This is a genomic window from Clostridium sp. CTA-1 (genome assembly GCF_054768215.1).
Window position 1 is genome coordinate 1 of record NZ_BAAAAP010000005.1, and the last position, 18,193, is coordinate 18,193.

Sequence of the window (18,193 nt, forward strand, 5' to 3'; positions counted from 1 at the left end):
ATTAATAATAATATAATTATATTTAAGATAAATATCAATATCAATACTTTGTAGAAAAAACTATAATTATGTATTATATTGATGATTTTTGTAATTTAAAATTTAAAAACAATTGAATCTTTTAATAATCGCAAATAATATAAAACCTATAGAATTTATTATATTTCTATTATTCTACTTATAACAAATCTAGCATTATTTAGTGAAAATTTTCATATAAAAACTCCTTTCTAGTTTTATACTTTTAGTTTTCACTAGAAAGGAGTTCTTAATTTTGCATTTTAAAAAAGTTATACATAATTAATAAAAAATAATTAATCTAAATGTATATGACAATATCCTTCTGGATTTTTCTTTAAATATTTTTGATGGTACTCTTCAGCCTTATAAAAACATTTTAAGGGCTCTACTTCAGTAACTATTGCTCTCTTATAATTTTTCTGTTCCCTAGATTTGCTTTCTGTAATTATATTTAAATCTTTTTCATTTAAGTAAAATATTCCTGTTCTATATTGTGTCCCCCTATCATTTCCCTGTTTATTTAGTACTGTTGGATCTATTATGTTCCAAAATTTATTTAATAGTTCTTCTAAGGAGATAATACTTTCATCATACTTTATGTAACAAGCTTCTGCATGACCTGTAGTTCCACTGCATACCTCTTTATAACTAGGGTTTTCTTTTATTCCATTAGCATAGCCTACTTTTGTTTCCACTATGCCTTTAATTCTTGACATATATTCTTCTACTCCCCAAAAACAACCTCCAGCTAAAACTATTTCTTTCATACTTAACACCTCCATAATTTCTTTAAGAACTCTTAATAACTTCAACTAGCAATTACTTAAACTTTATATATTACTTCATAATTAAGTTTAGAAACACTTTAAAAGTTTATATTTATTCTATTATAGTTAATTTTAAAATCTTTAATATTTCATGTTTCTACTATGATTCCCTACTTGTAGTATTAACTTGACTTAAATAAAAATTCTATATAGATTAAATCTTCCTTTATGTCAAATTAATTATACTATAACCATTTCCATATTTTAATATTTATGTTTAGTGATTTTGAATATCTGTTATATTTTTCTAAAGGCCTAAAGGTGAACTACGATAATATAAAAAATTAATATTATTGGAGGTACTTAATATGTATACCGTTCTTCATATAGAACAAAGCGATTTTTTTTGCAAAATGGTAGAAAATATTTTAAGAGAAAAAAATTATGATTACATAGCTACAGACAGTTTTAATGAGGCTTATAATCTAATAAAAGAATATGACATAGATCTTATAATAACTTCCCTTTATGGCAAAGGTGGAGATATAGAAGATTTTATAAAAAATATTGGATATATGGATTCTAATGAAATACCTATATTTATAGTTACAAGCGATAATGATCATGAGAAGAAGAAAAATCTTCTTAATCTAGGTGTATTTGATTATTTATTAAAAGATGATTTAAAAGAAGAGATTACAAAGCATGTGGATGCAGTATTCCAAGATGATGAATATATGAAAAATTTAAAAGAAGCAAAAATTGCAATTATAGATGATAACTCCTTTGATTGTACTCTAGAAAAAGATATGCTAGCAAGATATGGCATTGAAAATGTAGATTATTATAATTCTGGTAAAGAATTATTTAATAGTAATAAAAAATATGATATGTATTTAATTGATATGGTATTAGAAAATGAGTTTGGAAAAACTTTAATAAGACAAATAAGAAGAAATAATATAAACTCTTCTATAATAGCTGTTACTGTTTTAGACAATAATAAAACTCTATCTAATATTTTAAATTGTGGAGCAGATGATATTATAAACAAACCTTTAGATGAAAACTTATTTATAGCTAAATTAAAGTCTAATATAAGAATCTATACGTTGAATAAAAAAATAAAAAGCATACTAAAAGAAATGAAAAAATAAATAAAATGAAAATATTTGATACTAATAAAATACTTAAAGGCTGTAAATAATTCTCGAAATTTTTACAGCCTTTAAATATTTCTAATTTGATTCTTTTAAATCATCTTTAGCTTTTACACGTCAACTTAAATCTCTAGTTCTATCTCTAGAAATCCAGCATCTTCAATAATTTAAAATTACTATATTTCTTTAATAATAAATTTTATTCTTGCTCCACCATTTTCTTTATTTTCTGCTACGATCCAACCATTATGCTTTTCAACTAAAATTTTTACAATATACATTCCTAATCCAGAGTGACCTTTCTCTTTAGATCTTGAACTATCGCCCCTATAGAATTTTTCAAAAATATAGCATAATTCCTTATCATTAAAACCTGTTCCTTCGTCCTCCACAATAAATTTTATGATATTATTATGTATTTTTACTTTAGTAATTATAGATTTTCCATCAGGTGTATACCTTATGGCATTAGATATTATATTATCTAGTATTTGCTCTAGTCTCTCAGCATCTATAGAAAATTCCCTGTTTAAATCAAAATTCTTTTCTAAAAACAATTTAAATTCTATATTTTTGTCCTTACATAGCACTTTATAATCCTGTTGTTTTTTTTCTAAGAATTCAATTATGTCTACCTTTACAGGAGCTAAATCAAAGTTTTTATTCTCTATTTCTGATGTGAGATTCATATCTGAAATAAGCCTTCCCATTCTCTCTGTATTAGCTTTTATAATATTTAAATATTTTTCTACTCTAATGGGAGCTTTAGTTCCCTCTTCCATAAGTACCTCCACATGTCCTTGAATAACAGTAATAGGAGTTTTCAAATCATGAGCTATGGCTTTTATCATTTCTTTTCTGTCTTCTTCCATAATCCATTGTTTATTTAGTGATTCTTTTAAAGCATTTTTCATCTCTTCAAAAGAAGAAACTAATTTTCCTAACTCATTATTACTTTTATAATTTATTTCAAAATCTAAATCCTTTTCTTTTATCTTATTTGAAGCATCTATTATTTCATTTATAGGTTGTTGAATACTTTTAATTAATTTTCTTGTAAAAATAATTGTAAAAATAATTATATATACAAAAGGGGAGAATGGTAAGAATACTTGAAATACATGAACTATTTTTTCATTTTTATCTTTCTTCACACTTGTCTCAATATTGTATTTAATTATAGCAACGCCTTTCACATTGGAATCACTGTCCAATATAGGTATATACCTTTTAACCTTTGATCCAAAAACACTAGCTCTATCAAGATTATCAATATCTGTTTTATTTATTGATTCTATCAATTGTTTTTTATCTTTTATTATTCTTTCTTTTTCATTTCCATATATAATTTTACCCTCTAGATCTGTAATTTGATACCCTATACCTTTTTGGAGAATTAAACTTTCAAGTTCTAACCTATTTTTATCCTCTAATATATTTTCTCCCTTGCTAACTATAAATTGCTGAATTTTATCAGACTGTTTTTGATAATAGTTATCTGGTTTTAACATAGGATCTTTTCCAAAATACATAGTAAATAAATAGGTACCTATAGTAGCTATTGTACATACCATGCTTAAAAATATAATTAATAGAAAAGTACTTATAGTTTGTGTTTTTAAGGATGCTTTTTTCATATTTTATTTTTCTCCCATCTATAACCTACTCCCCATACCGTAGCTATATGATTAAGAGATGCACTTCTTTTTATAAACTTTGCTCTTATTTTTTTTATATGCTCTGCTACTGTATTTGCATCCCCTTCTGCATCATATCCCCAAACTTTTTCATATATTTGTTCTTTAGAAAATACCTGTTCTGGATGTAATGCTAGAAGTTCTACTATATCAAATTCTTTAGCTGTAAAAATAATCTCTTCCTCTTCATAGTAAACTTTACGACTACTTAAATCTAAATTAAGTTTTCCAAAGCTTATTTTAGATTTATTATTTAAAGGAACTCTTTTTTCTCTTCTAAGATGGGCCTGAACCCTTGCTTTTAATTCCTTTATACTAAAGGGTTTTACTATATAATCATCACCACCTACTGAAAGACCTTTAATTTTATCAACTTCACTTTGTCTAGCACTTAAAAATATTATAGGACAGGATACTTTGTTCCTTATCTTTTGGCAAACCTGAAAGCCATCAATATTAGGCATCATTATATCAAGCAAAATAATATCTATATCTTTATCACAGTATTCTATAGCCTCTCTACCATTACTAGCTGTAATAACGCGGTACCCTTGATCCTCAAAATAATCCTTTATAAAAGATACTATATCATCTTCATCATCTACTATTAATATTTTTTCCTGCATATAACCACCTCTATTTTTGCATTTTAATAATATTATAGCATGTACATTTAAATATAATATTTTTCAAGTTTCATACTCTATAAATTAAATTAGATATAAATTAAATTTATAAATACAAGTTCTAAACAGTTATTAGCTCTAACTTTTAGTAAAAAAGTCCCCCAAGTCTTAAGCCTAATAAATCCTCAATATATAAAATACTGATTAAGTTTATATCTCTTAAACCAAGCAGTATGAAAGTATAAAAATATAGCAATAACATAAATTATGCTTATGTCTTACTCTTTAGCATTTCAAATCTTTTCTAGTAAAAATCAATGTACTTAAAAAACTGCATATAAGTAGACAGGATACAACTGGAATATAAAAATCAGCTCTTTTTCCTAAACTTAAAAGTCTAATTATATTATGAAAAGGTAAAAATATAATTTGCAGCCCATGTCCTATATATATTCCTCCTATTAAAGAACATATAAGGATTAAGAAGGCTGCCACAGATTTAGATACCATTGAGGAAATTAAAGAAGCTAAAGCCAAAATTGCAATACTTACAAAGTACATTAATGCTATAACTTTAAAATTATATATAAAAGCTCCTAATTGATCATAAACTTTAGGTATATTGTAAAAGTTAGTTACAGTTGCCCTAGGAAATAAAATATATCCACTAATTACAGAAAGAATAAAAAATACAGCAAATATAACTAATGAAAATAAACTTTGGACTATTAACTTGGAAAACCATAACTTAATTTTACTATAGGGTCTTATTAATATAAGTCTATAAGCACCAGATTCGTATTCTCCACTTAAACTATCTATAAAAAGCATTGGAAAAACTATTAAAAATAGAATTAATGCTAAATCTTTCATTATAAAAATAGGTAGATTTAAAGAGTTTAGCTTTGTAGATATATGTGGGGTATAAAAACCTATACCTGCTCCAAAGGTTTTATACCAACAAATATTAAATATAAAATCAAGTAAAAGTATAATAAAACAGGCCTTATTCTTTTTTCTTCCTCTCATTCTTAAAAATTCGCTAATAATTAACTCTTTCATAAATTATATTTAGTGAGAATGTACATTATAAAAATACAAATACTCACTAAGTACTCACTTCCTTTCAGTTGTATAATAAAAATCTTTATATATAACAATTCTTAATTTCAATTGTAGTCTTACTTTTAAATATCCTATAATCTATTAAATAATTATAAAATCAAATAAAATTATCTCTTTTAGAAAATATAGTACAAGTTATAAATGTAAAGATAATTATATAGGCTGCTAAAACACCTAAAATCCAATGATTTAATATTGGTTTTTCAGCCAAAACAAAACATATACCAATATATTGAATCTGAGGAATAGTACTTAAATATAATTTTTCCACTATTTTAATAAGATTTATACCATTATGTGGATTCCTAACTAACATAATGTGCCATTGCTCAATAATTTTTGAAAAAATAAAACTTCCCATTAAAAAACATATACATGCAGCTATAGTTCCTGTAGAACTCTTAAAAGTCACTGAAAAAAGAGCAAATACAGAAAGTATTGCTAAAACAGTTAAAAATCCTAAAGCATAGTATTTTAAAGAATACAAGATAGCATTTAAGTTACTTACGGTGCTACTATGGAAAAAAAGCTTTACTCTATATAATTTAGGTGCTATAAAATATCCAATTGCTGTAGACAATATAAAATATGCTACAAAGAATATAACCATTGTAGATATGATAGAGGCTATTTTTGCAAAATATATTTCTTTAAAAGAATACCCTCTTATCATAATCAATCTGATTTGGCCTTTTCTATATTCTTCAGTAATAGATATACATACAAATAAAATAGCCATAAAATTAAATAAAGTAATTAACATTTCCTGAAACATCATAAAGGGATAGTTACCAAATGAAGTATACTCATCACTAGTTATAGGTAATTTCAAATTATTTCCAAGGTAATATTTTGAGGATCCTATTATAGCTAGAGGGATTAGTATAAAACAAAATAAAGTTAATTTGTTCTTCCATAATCTTTCAAATTCACTTTTAAAAAGTTCCATTATAAAGCTTCCTCCTTAGTTTTTAATATTTGCAAAAATACCTCTTCAATATTTCCTTCTCCCATAGAAAGAAGCTCTTCTAAAGATCCTTTAAATTTCAATCTACCCTGATTTATAATTATAATTTTATTAGAAAACTTTTGAAGCTCATCAAGTAAGTGACTAGATACTAAGAAGGTTATTTTAAATTCACTATTTAATTTTAAAATAATATCCCTTAAATCCTTAATTCCAATAGGATCCAAACCATTGGCTGGCTCATCTAAAATGATTATTTCAGGCCTTCCTAAAAGCGCCTGGGCAATACCTAATCTTTGTTTCATTCCTAGAGAGTAAGTAGACACCTTATCATTTTCTCTATTTTTTAAATCTACAAGTTCTAAAACCTCATCTACTCTTTTTTCTCTTTCTTCTTTGGGTATATTAGGGTGTAATCTTACAAGATTTTTTAAAATTTCTCTTCCTGTCATATACTCAAAAAATATAGGGCATTCTACTATAGCCCCAAGATTTAAAAGAGCTCCCTTTCTATCTTTGTTTACATCTATTCCATTGATTAAAATCTCTCCCTTAGTAGGTTTTATAAGCCCCGTAAGTAATCTAATCATGGTTGTTTTACCTGCTCCATTAGGACCTACAAATCCATATATATCCCCCCTTTCAATATTAAAACTCATATTTTCTATGATAGTCTTTCCTTTAATGTTTTTACTTAAATTTTTAACTTCTATTATATTATTCATCTCTAAATCCTCCCTTTCTTTTCTCTGTACTTTTATATTAAAGGGCAATTTTAAAGATTTTATAAAGATTTATAAAATTAGTAAAATATTATATAATATATTTCTAAAAAGGTAATTGAATTTTATTATTGTGCATACTAGCTTAAATAACTATAAGTATTTAAAAATTATAATTATAAAAGTTATAATTATAATTTTCAAACTTTATAATCATGGTAATTAATTTAATTATTCCTCTCAAAGTTATGAATATATTTATCAAATGATTATTAAAATATGATAAAGAAAAATAAAAAAATACAGGTAATAAACTAGTTAATGTTTATTACCTGTATTTTTTATTTTAATAATAATTATAAATATATCTATATACATTTATAAAAGGTAAATTTCATAAATATTTTAATAAATTTCATTAAATACAACTTAAAACTTTAAAAATATTTTTAAGACACTTCTGCATTTTCAAATTGGCTATTGTAAAGAGAATAGTAAAAGCCTTTAGCTTTTAATAATTCTTCATGATTTCCCTGTTCTATAATATCTCCATCTTTCATTACAAGAATTAAATCCGCATCTCTAATAGTAGATAATCTATGTGCAATTATAAAGCTAGTTCTTCCTTCCATTAAGTTTTCCATAGCTTTTTGTATAAGTAATTCTGTACGAGTATCTACAGAGCTAGTTGCCTCGTCTAATATTAATATTTTAGGATCTGACAATATTGCACGAGCGATGGTTAGTAATTGTTTTTGCCCTTGGGAAATATTACTTGCTTCTTCATTTAGTTCCATATCATATGACTTTGGTAAAGTCTCTACAAAATTATGAACATGAGCTGATTTTGCTGCTTTAATTATCTCTTCATCACTAGCTCCAAGCTTTCCATAGGCTATATTTTCCTTTATAGTACCTGTAAACAAGAAAGTATCTTGAAGTACCATTCCAAATATTTTACGCAAATCTGCTCTTTTAAAGTCATTTATATTATGTCCATCTATAAATATTCCACCCTTATTTACATCATAAAAACGCATTAAAAGTTTAATCATAGTGGTCTTACCTGCTCCTGTTGGTCCTACAATAGCTACCTTTTGTCCTGGTTTAATTTTAGCTGAAAAATCATTTATGATAATTTTATCCTTATTATATCCAAATTTAACATTTTTAAATTCAACTTCTCCATAAACTTTTTGAAGTTTAACAGGATTTTCTGTTTCTTTAACTTCCTCTTCCTCTTCTAAAAATTCAAAAACCCTTTCTGCACTAGCTGCTGTAGATTGAAGCACGTTAGCTATTTGAGCTACCTGTGATATAGGTTGGGTAAAACTTCTAACATATTGAATAAAAGATAAAATATCTCCAACTTCAATAGTTTTCTTTATGGCAAGCCATCCACCTAAAATAGATACAAGCACATATCCTATATTACCTATAAAGGACATAATTGGCATCATCATTCCAGATAAGAACTGAGATTTCCAAGCTGAACTATAAAGCTTATCATTTATTTTATCAAACTCTTCTATAGCTTCTTGTTCTCTATTAAAGGCCTTCATTATATTATGTCCACCATAAATTTCCTCTACATGACCATTAATATTACCTAAATCCTCCTGTTGAGCCTTAAAATATTTTTGTGATTTTTTTACGACGAGCATTATAATCATCATGGATACAGGTAATATTAATAAAGCTACAATGGTCATTTGCCAACTTATAGATAACATCATAATTAATACACCTATTATTGTAACAACAGAAGTAATTATTTGAGACATACTTTGATTTAAGGTTTGACTCACTGTATCTACATCATTAGTAACTCTAGATAATACTTCTCCATGAGTTTTATTGTCAAAATACTTAATAGGCATACGGTTTATTTTTTCAGAAATTTCACGTCTAAATTCATAAGAAATTTTTTGAGCCACTGAAGACATTATATATCCCTGTACAAAAGAAAATATAGCACTTATTATATATAATACAAGAAGTAAAATTATTATTTTACCTATATAATCAAAATCAATTAAAGCACCTTTTACTCCAGTAACCTTTTGTACTAATCCTTCAAATAATTTTGTAGTAGCTTTTCCTAAGATTTTAGGTCCTACTATAGAAAAAGCCGCACTACCTATAGCAAGAACAATTACAAAAATTATAGACATTTTATAAGGCATTATATATTTACCTAAATTTTTCATGGTACCCTTAAAATCTTTTGCCTTTTCAACTGCTCCCATAGGACCACCATGACGTGAGCCAAAACCACCTTTTCTTCTATTTTCTATTTTTTTATTGCTCATGATAAAAGTTCCTCCTTTGAAAGTTGTGATAAGGCAATTTCCTTATAAACTTCACAATTTTTCATTAATTCATCATGGGTACCCATTCCAACCATTTTTCCTTCATCTAATACAATTATCTTATCCGCATTTATTATAGTACTTATTCTTTGGGCTACAATTAATACTGTACTTTCCTTTGTTTCATCCTTTAAAGCCTTTCTAAGTGTTGCATCTGTTTTAAAGTCAAGGGCTGAAAAACTATCATCAAAAATATATATATCTGGTTTTTTTACAATGGCACGTGCAATAGAAAGTCTTTGTTTTTGTCCTCCAGAAACATTAGTACCTCCTTGGGATACCTCTGTCTTAAAGCCCTGTTCTTTAGATTCTATAAATTCCATAGCTTGAGCTATTCTTGTTGCTTTTTCTATATCTTTATCTGTAGCTGATTCATTACCATATTTAATATTACTTTCTATAGTGCCTGAAAATAATATTCCTTTTTGTGGTACGTAACCTATTTTTTCTCTTAAACGCCTTTGAGATATCTCTTTTAAATTAACCCCGTCTATTAATATTTCTCCTTCTGTTACATCATAAAATCTTGGTATTAGATTTATTAGAGTGGATTTACCACTACCTGTACTTCCTATAAAAGCTGTAGTTTCTCCTGGCAGTGCACTAAATGTAATATTAGAAAGTACATCCTTTTGTGCGCCTTCATATCTAAAGGAAACATTTTTAAATTCTATATATCCTTTTTTATAATTTGTGAACTCTTTTGGCTTTTCTATATCTTTAATAGTTATTGGTACATCTATAACTTCACTTATACGCTGAGCTGATACGGAAGCACGTGGAAGCATAATAGATACTATGGAAATCATTAAAAATGCCATAATTATTTGCATTGTATATTGCATAAAGGCCATCATATTTCCTACCTGCATAGCTCCTGCATCTACCTGATGAGATCCTACCCATACAATTAATAAAGTTATAAGATTCATAATTAACATCATCATTGGCATCATCATCGTCATTGCACGATTTATAAATAAATTAGTACGTGTTAACTCTTTATTAGTTTTATCGAATTTTTCTTCCTCATGCTTTTCAGTATTAAAAGCACGTATAACTAACATTCCTATTAAAGATTCACGAGTTATTAAGTTTATTTTGTCTATTAATTTTTGAACTCTTTTAAATTTAGGAATAGCTAATCCAAATAAAACAATAACTAAAGTTAAAATAGCCATAACTGCTACAGCTATGATCCAGGCCATAGAGGTATCTGTTTTTAGTACTTTAAGTATTCCACCTATACCTAAAATAGGTGCATAAAATACTATTCTAAGCAACATTACCATAAAAGTTTGAACCTGTTGAATATCGTTTGTACTTCTTGTAATTAAAGAAGCTGTAGAAAATTTATCAAATTCTCCCTTAGAAAAATCGGTAACCTTTGTAAATACATTTCTTCTAAGATTTTTTCCGAGTCCTGCAGCTACTCTTGCAGCTAGCATAGCAACCATAACTGTAGCCACCATACTAAGTAATGCTAAAAGTAGCATTTTAAATCCTTCCTTAAGAATGTAGTTTGATTGAAGTTTATCTGTATCTACTCCCATAGCTTTATACTCATCCTTAACAAAAATAACTGCTGACTGAGTAATCATACTTTCAGGCATATCCTTAAATTTTTTATCTAAACTTTCTTTTATTACATTAATTTGTTCCTTTGGCATATTTAAAAATGAATTAGCATTCCCTTTAGACATTTCACTTTTGGAAGGAACTTTAGTCATTTGATCTTCTGAAGAGGTTTTTATCTTATCATTTTGTTCAGATTGTGGATTCACTTTATTAGCTTTATTTTGAGGCGCTGATTCTTTAGCAATATTATTTGACTTTGACATATCAGCTTTTTCCATTCCCCCTACCATAATTATTGGTTTTGCTAATATACTGTTTAGTTCATTTATTGTATTTTTATCCTTTGTATTTAATTTATAAATAGGTTCTTTATTAAGATTTGGATAATCCTTTAAATAATTTTCAAAATCCTCTTTAGAAAGGTTTTTCTTATCTAATAGTATGTAATTATCTTCTATTTTTTTTACATCCCCTTCATCTAAAAAAACCTTAATTTTATCCAATTCACTTTTACGAATTACTTTTGGTACTGCATTATCTACCCCGCCTTGTTGAATGCCTACATTAACAATATTAGACATATAATCTGGTAAGGATAGATCACATACAGCTTGCACAAATAAAAGCCCTAATACTAGAAGTATTGAAGCAATAAATGGTTTTAAGTGCTTTATTATCTTTAACATTCAATATCATCTCTCCATTTCGTCCATTTTATAAATGATTAAATTTATAAAAAGCTATTATTATATTGTTCCTAACTAAGATAAATAATTCCCCCTTAAAAAATTAAATTTATAATGATTATATTTCCTGTTTTTAACAATGTAATCATTATAAATTCATAACTATTATATTTTAATATATTTTATGTGTCAATAACTTTTGTATTGTAAAATTATGAAAAATACAATATAATTTAATTAAAAATCTTTAAAATATACACTATCTTACCTTCGCCTATGTCAATATAATAGTTATATTTTCATAACTATTATATTTTAATATATTTTATATGTCAATAACTTTTTTATATTGTATAATAAGGTTGAATACAATATAATGTAATTAGAGCATAAAATTAACTAAGGAGGATAAAAATGAATAATACTCAACTTAATGAAATATCTCAAGATCTATATGATTTATTATTAAATTTACATAAAAAACTTTTGAATCCAGATGAATTAAAGAAAAAATTCCCTCTACCTCCCTCCCATGTAAAAGTTATTGTTTATCTTAAGCATAATGGCAATTGTTCTATTTCTAAAATTGCTAAGGATTTATTGATTTCTAAACCTAATATGACTCCTATCATTGATAAACTAATTTCTGAAAATATGGTTACTAGATATACTGACTCAAAGGATAGAAGAGTTATAAGAGTTGAATTAACAGAAAAAGGATCAATCTTTATAAAGGATCAAGAAAAATTAGTAAAGACTTTGCTAACAGAAAAAATATCTAATCTTTCTTCTGAAGATTTACAATACCTTAGCGACCATATAATAGGAATAAAAAATATTATTTTAAAAATAAATTAATTTTTTGTAAATGTAACATAGTATAAAATAATTTTAATACTTAAAAATCCATTATTAACAATAACTTTTTTATATGATTACATATAAAATCAAATCTATATTTAAATAGAATTAATTGAAATTACATATAATCTAATATTGCTTTTTAAAACTATTACCCCTTAATTTATTATTATATATAATAATAAATTAAGGGGTAATTATTTATGGAATAATTTTTAATTTCAGGTYGAATTCACTTATGAAATATATTTTCTTAGTCTAGAAATAACTTATGAAGTTGGATAAAAACACCTATATACAACTTTAAACTACTCTTTTAAATTCAATATATAGAAATCTTGGTACAGTAAATCTATCATAAATATTTTATTTCTCAAAATTTCCCCTCTATTAATTAATACTTTTAGTGCTTCACTTACCTGTATAGAAGCCACTAAAGCTGGTGTAAAAGAAGGATTTCCAAGAACATCCTCTATGCCCTTTTTACTTTTATTCTTATAAATAATATCCAGTGTTCTATCCCCCGGAAATATAGTTGTTACTTGTCCATACCAGCCTGCAATAGCACCATGAATAAATGGTATTCTAAGCTTCTCACAACTTTCTTGTAATAAAAATCTAGTTTCTATATTATCCACAGCATCAATAACTATATAATGTTCTTTTAAAATATCTAATACATTATCCTTATTTATAAATGTTGTAATAGGATTTACATATATTAAATCATTAACTATTTTCATTCTTTTTTTAGCTTCTATAGCTTTATTTTTTCCTAAATTTAAATCATTACTAATAATTTGTCTGTTCAAATTAGATTCGCTAAAATTATCACCATCCACTGCTGTTATATAGCCTATTCCAATTCTTCCTAGCATCTCAATTATATATCCACCTAGTCCTCCACATCCAACTACGCAGACTTTAAAATCTTTAAGTTTTTCATTTTCCTCTAAAGAAAGAGTTTTTATATTTCTATCATATCTAGACATTCTATCCTCCTCCTACTGGTGGGAATAAAGATAATACATCTCCATCCTTTAATAAAGTATCCACATTTCCATCTCTTCCATTAATAAGTAATATAGCCACTTCTTCTACTTTAATATTTAATTTTTCAAGTATATGCCTTGGGGTTATATTTTCCTTATTTATTTCCATAAAATATTTTTTATCTCTTCCTTCTCTAAAATATGCAAATAATCTTACTTCAATTTTCAAAAATTCACCCCCTTATCTTTATATTAAAATTATAGAAAGGCTTTTATTTTTTTAGTTTTGAAAGCCTCTCTATTTTTAAATATTTACTATCTGCTTTTAATGCATCTTTATTTCATAATTATTTTCATCTGATTATCTATTTATCCGATGACTACCCGCTCTAATACTCCCATCTTCTCCAAAGTGGGAGTAAAGAGCGGGTACTTCCCTGGATAACAATTTCTAAACTTCAGTTGGAGTAAAAACTCCCTCTGAAGCCAAGAACTCTGTTTATATTTCCTACTTTATATATTCTTCAAGCCCTAATTTTTTCAATGTATCCTCTGATGGTATACCATTCTTGTCCCATCCTCTTATTGCATAATATTCTGGAAGTAATTCACTTAATTTATGAACACATCCCTTAGAAGGTCCTTCTGGAATAGGTTCTTTAAGCAATCTTTTTGGAAGGGTATCATGGGAACTGTCCATGCCAGCTTTTAAATTAAATAACTTTTCTAATGTCCAAATTCTATCTCCTGCTTCCATTATAGATTCTGCATCATGTAACTTACCACCTACAACTACATTATACATATCTACATAATCCTGTACGCCAAGTCCAAAAGTTGTAAATATGCACAATCCTAAAGAATCTATTACAGCTGTTAAGTCGTGGAATATTTTAGCATAGGCTGCCTTTCCTTCTAGAGAGAATCTGTCAAGTTTTTCTGGATATCCTAGTATTTCCGGACTTATCATATAACCTTTTATATGACAACCACCTCTATTGTTAACTGCATAAGTTATACCATGTCCTTGAATTCCTCTTGGATCATAAGCTGGTAATTCTTGCTTTTTAACTGTCATAGAGAACTCTGGAACACCATAGGATTCACATAATCTATAGGATCCATCTGCCATTTTATCTCCAAAACCTTCCCTTAATGCCATCTTTTTTGTCCATCCAACAACAGCCTCTGCATCTCCCCATTTTAAAGATAATCCATCCTCTTTTATATCTTCATCCTTTATATATCCTTTTTCATATAGCTCCATGGCTGCTGCAATGGTAGCCCCTGCTGAAATTGTATCGAGACCATATTCATTACAAAGCATATTAGCTACATTAATAGCATTTAAATCATATACGTCACAGTCAGATCCAAAGGACCATAAAGTCTCATATTCTGGGCCTCCACATTCTGTACCATCATCTAATTTTACCCATCTACCACAGGCTATTGGACATCTATAACATGGATTTTTTCTTACAAGACAATCCTCTGTAAGAGTTTCTCCACTTATTTTATCAGCCTCATCTGTATAGGATTTTTGGAAATTTCTCACGGGATGTACGCCATTTTCATTAATTATATTTACAAGTACAGCAGAACCATAAGTAGGTAGTCCTCCACCTGCAACTGGATCTTCTCTTAATATTTTAATTTTTTCTAAGGATACTTTTTTTGCTTCCTCTTCATTAAACACTTTAACTTTTCCAGAACCTTTAACTACTATGGCTTTTAAATTCTTTGAACCCATTACAGCTCCAACGCCACCTCTTCCTGCTGCTCTATCTATATCATTCATAATAGCTGCCATAAGAGATAATTTTTCTCCTGCAGGCCCTATACATAGTACTTTTGCTCTTTCATTGTTCTCATTACAAAGAATTTTTGTAGTTTCTAATGAAGTCTTACCCCATAGATGATTTGCTTCTTTTATTTCTATTTTATCATCTTCTATGTTTACATAAACAGGTACATCTGATTTACCCTGTACTATTATCATATCGTATCCTGCATTTTTAAGTTCTGTTCCCCATTTTCCACCAGAGTTTGATATTGCAATAGTACCAGTTAAAGGCGCCTTTGTTACTACCATATATCTACCACTGGTTGGCATAGGAGCTCCAGTAATAGGACCTGTAACTATAACAAGTTTATTTTCAATAGATAATGGATCTATTTTAGGGTCTATTTCTTCTAATAAAGTCTTAACTCCAAGTCCTCTAGCCCCTATAAACTTTTTAGCCTTTTCTTCATCTAAAGACTCTAAAGTACATTCTCTATTTGTTAAATCAATTCTTAAAATCTTTCCATTATAACCATACATAAATAAATCCTCCTTATAAAAATTTATACATTACTTACTATATAATAAGATAATAAGCAAGTTTTATGCCAAAAAATTATAATTGTAAAAAAGAGAACATATATTATGTATAAACTAACATACTATGTCTATAGTTACTAGTAATAATATTTGTACAAACTCTATGAAAAAAACCATATTGGGTATATTTAAAGGCTTCTATATACCTAGATAAGAGCTTAACTCTATCTAAAGTCAAACTCTCTTCTTTGTATAATATATACCCTGTCTAAAAAAAATATTTAAATTATACTTACTTAAAGTTAATATTAAAAATAACAATCCTTTTTGTTCTATTTAGATACATTTTTTTATGTTTTATTGTTCTTTTTTGGAACTTTGTTCTATATTAGTACAGTGAGTATTTTTCTATTTTTCTATAAAGAGTATTTCTTCCTATACCTAGAGCCTTTGCAGCGGAAGAAACATTACCATCAAACTTATTTAATACCTCTTTAATGTGGTTTTTCTCCACAATTTCAAGATTAAACACCATAGTTTCTTCTTTTGCCTTATCTCTAACTTCCTTGCTACTATGATGGTTTATATTATTAATAATTTCAACACTTTCTGCATTTATTATCAATTCTACTATATTTTCTAATTCCCTTATATTACCTGGCCAATGATAATTAATAAGCCTTTCCATATATGCAGGTGGTATTTCTACCTTCCTTTTATTTAAATGTTTAGATGTTTTGTTCATAAAATAATTTATAAGTAAAGGTATATCCTCTCGTCTTTCTTTTAATGCTGGTAAATATACTGGTAATACATTTATTCTATAAAACAAATCCTTTCTAAAATTCCCCTTCTCTACCTCTTCTCTTAAATCCTTATTAGTAGCAGCTATTATTCTAGAATTTACAGGTATTTGTTTAGAACTTCCTATTCTATTTATAACGCCCTCTTCTATAACCCTTAAAAGTTTTATCTGCATATCTAAGGGCATTTCTCCTATTTCATCAAGAAATATTGTTCCACCATGGGAATTTTCAAATTTTCCTCTATATCCTCCTCTTTTTGCTCCAGTAAAGGCTCCCTCTTCATATCCAAAAAGTTCAGATTCAATTAAATTTCTTGGGATAGCTCCACAATTAACAGCTATAAAGGGCTTATCTTTTCTATCACTATAGTTGTGTATTGACTGTGCAAAAACTTCCTTTCCCGTTCCACTATCACCAGTAATAAGTATAGTAGATCTGCTATCTGCAATTTTCTTTGAATAATCTATTATATTAAGAAGTTTTTTGCTTTCACCTATAATTTTATCAAAGGTATAGATAGCTTGACCACTAAGTATTTTTCCTGCAAGTTTCCGAGTTTTTTGTATATCTGAAAGTAAACAGGTTACTTCAATAATTCTCATGGATGAATCATATATAGGATAGGCACTCAAATTTAATTGAAGTTTATTTTTAAGACAGTGTACATATACATCTTCATCTACAAAACTCCCTTTGTCATAGATCTCATCTAAAACCATAGACCAGTCAGGTATTAAATCCCACATCTTCATACTTTTTATATCATTTTCATTAAAACCTAAAAGTTCTATAGCGTTGTTGTTTATAGTCTTTATTGCACCTGACAAATCCACCCTTAATATAGCTCTCTGTATAGAATTAAACACATTTTCAATACTCTTTTTAGATACCTGCAAAGCTCTATTATAATTATTTAATTCTATCATTTTTTCAATGGCATTAGTTGCAGCCACTACCATTCCTAAGGTATGAGAATGTACATTTTCACTATATCCTGTCAAATCAAGAGTACCAATTATTTTCCCATTAATATCTTTTATGGGAGCTGCAGAACAAGTCCATCTATGATAAGCTTTAACATAGTGTTCCTCTCCAGATATCTGAATTGGAGACTTTTCACTTAAAGCCATCCCCATGGCGTTTGTCCCCATATTTTTTTCATCCATATAGGCTCCTGGAATCATTTTTACATTAAAAGCTTCCTTTAATATACTCTCATCTCCTATGACATTTAGTATACAACCATCCCCATCTGTAAGAATAACGAAAAAGTTAGAGCCTTTAACAAATTGATAGAGCTTGTTCATAAAAGGTGTAGCAATAATAATTAACTCTGAATTATTATTTAGTTCCCTTTTAAGTTCTTCATCCCTTATTATTTTTTTACTGTATACTAAATCTTTACTAATCCCTAAACTATTACACTTTTCGTGAGACTTTAATACGCAAAATTTTTCTTTTACAAAATCATCCTTCATATAAATCTT

At 27.4% G+C, this 18,193-nt stretch carries 14 protein-coding genes; 2 read left to right on the forward strand and 12 right to left on the reverse strand.

Going from position 1 to position 18,193, the window contains the following annotated elements; all coding sequences use genetic code 11:
- Window positions 1-314 precede the first annotated feature (314 nt).
- Entirely contained in the window at window positions 315-788 is a 474-nt protein-coding gene (gene msrA, locus ACYUEW_RS05035; RefSeq protein WP_042384950.1) for a peptide-methionine (S)-S-oxide reductase MsrA, read from the reverse strand.
- Between the two features lie 368 nt (window positions 789-1,156).
- On the opposite strand from msrA, the gene ACYUEW_RS05040 reads away from it, so the two are divergent.
- Window positions 1,157-1,945: a response regulator gene (locus ACYUEW_RS05040; protein ID WP_043031947.1), complete on the forward strand. Its 789-nt coding sequence runs from the start codon at window positions 1,157-1,159 to the stop codon at window positions 1,943-1,945.
- A gap of 179 nt (window positions 1,946-2,124) precedes the next feature.
- Here the strand turns inward: ACYUEW_RS05040 and ACYUEW_RS05045 are convergent, their stop codons facing one another.
- From ACYUEW_RS05045 to ACYUEW_RS05075, 7 genes are all read right to left on the reverse strand, one after another.
- Entirely contained in the window at window positions 2,125-3,585 is a 1,461-nt protein-coding gene (locus ACYUEW_RS05045; RefSeq protein ID WP_460276330.1) for a HAMP domain-containing sensor histidine kinase, read from the reverse strand.
- Window positions 3,582-4,271: a response regulator transcription factor gene (locus ACYUEW_RS05050; protein ID WP_003485785.1), complete on the reverse strand. Its 690-nt coding sequence runs from the start codon at window positions 4,269-4,271 to the stop codon at window positions 3,582-3,584. Before ACYUEW_RS05050 ends, ACYUEW_RS05045 begins: the two co-directional genes overlap by 4 nt.
- Before the next feature lie 285 nt (window positions 4,272-4,556).
- Entirely contained in the window at window positions 4,557-5,333 is a 777-nt protein-coding gene (locus tag ACYUEW_RS05055; RefSeq protein WP_460276331.1) for a hypothetical protein, read from the reverse strand.
- Between the two features lie 160 nt (window positions 5,334-5,493).
- A complete protein-coding gene (locus tag ACYUEW_RS05060; protein ID WP_257411639.1) occupies window positions 5,494-6,345 on the reverse strand; it encodes an ABC transporter permease subunit in 852 nt (283 codons plus the stop codon).
- Window positions 6,345-7,088, reverse strand: coding sequence for an ABC transporter ATP-binding protein (locus tag ACYUEW_RS05065; RefSeq protein WP_460276332.1), 744 nt, complete (start codon window positions 7,086-7,088; stop codon window positions 6,345-6,347). Before ACYUEW_RS05065 ends, ACYUEW_RS05060 begins: the two co-directional genes overlap by 1 nt.
- 446 nt (window positions 7,089-7,534) lie before the next feature.
- The gene (locus tag ACYUEW_RS05070; RefSeq protein WP_003485779.1) at window positions 7,535-9,397 is read right to left on the reverse strand and encodes an ABC transporter ATP-binding protein; all 1,863 of its coding nucleotides are present in this window, start codon (window positions 9,395-9,397) and stop codon (window positions 7,535-7,537) included.
- Window positions 9,394-11,721: an ABC transporter ATP-binding protein gene (locus ACYUEW_RS05075; protein ID WP_460276333.1), complete on the reverse strand. Its 2,328-nt coding sequence runs from the start codon at window positions 11,719-11,721 to the stop codon at window positions 9,394-9,396. The genes ACYUEW_RS05070 and ACYUEW_RS05075 overlap by 4 nt, the downstream gene beginning before the upstream one ends.
- Window positions 11,722-12,135: 414 nt before the next feature.
- Between ACYUEW_RS05075 and ACYUEW_RS05080 the strand changes: the two genes are divergently transcribed.
- Window positions 12,136-12,579: a MarR family winged helix-turn-helix transcriptional regulator gene (locus ACYUEW_RS05080; protein ID WP_003358480.1), complete on the forward strand. Its 444-nt coding sequence runs from the start codon at window positions 12,136-12,138 to the stop codon at window positions 12,577-12,579.
- Between the two features lie 311 nt (window positions 12,580-12,890).
- Here the strand turns inward: ACYUEW_RS05080 and ACYUEW_RS05085 are convergent, their stop codons facing one another.
- The 4 genes from ACYUEW_RS05085 to ACYUEW_RS05100 form a co-directional block, all read right to left on the reverse strand.
- Entirely contained in the window at window positions 12,891-13,574 is a 684-nt protein-coding gene (locus ACYUEW_RS05085) for a HesA/MoeB/ThiF family protein (protein WP_003485777.1), read from the reverse strand.
- 1 nt (window position 13,575) lies between these two features.
- Window positions 13,576-13,803 (reverse strand): MoaD/ThiS family protein, encoded by a 228-nt coding sequence (locus ACYUEW_RS05090; RefSeq protein WP_003485776.1) that lies wholly within the window; start codon window positions 13,801-13,803, stop codon window positions 13,576-13,578.
- 279 nt (window positions 13,804-14,082) lie between these two features.
- Complete coding sequence (locus ACYUEW_RS05095; RefSeq protein WP_163201419.1) at window positions 14,083-15,900, reverse strand: aldehyde ferredoxin oxidoreductase family protein; 1,818 nt, start codon at window positions 15,898-15,900, stop codon at window positions 14,083-14,085.
- Window positions 15,901-16,288: 388 nt separating this feature from the next.
- A complete protein-coding gene (locus ACYUEW_RS05100) occupies window positions 16,289-18,184 on the reverse strand; it encodes a sigma-54-dependent Fis family transcriptional regulator (RefSeq protein ID WP_085333318.1) in 1,896 nt (631 codons plus the stop codon).
- Window positions 18,185-18,193: the final 9 nt, after the last annotated feature.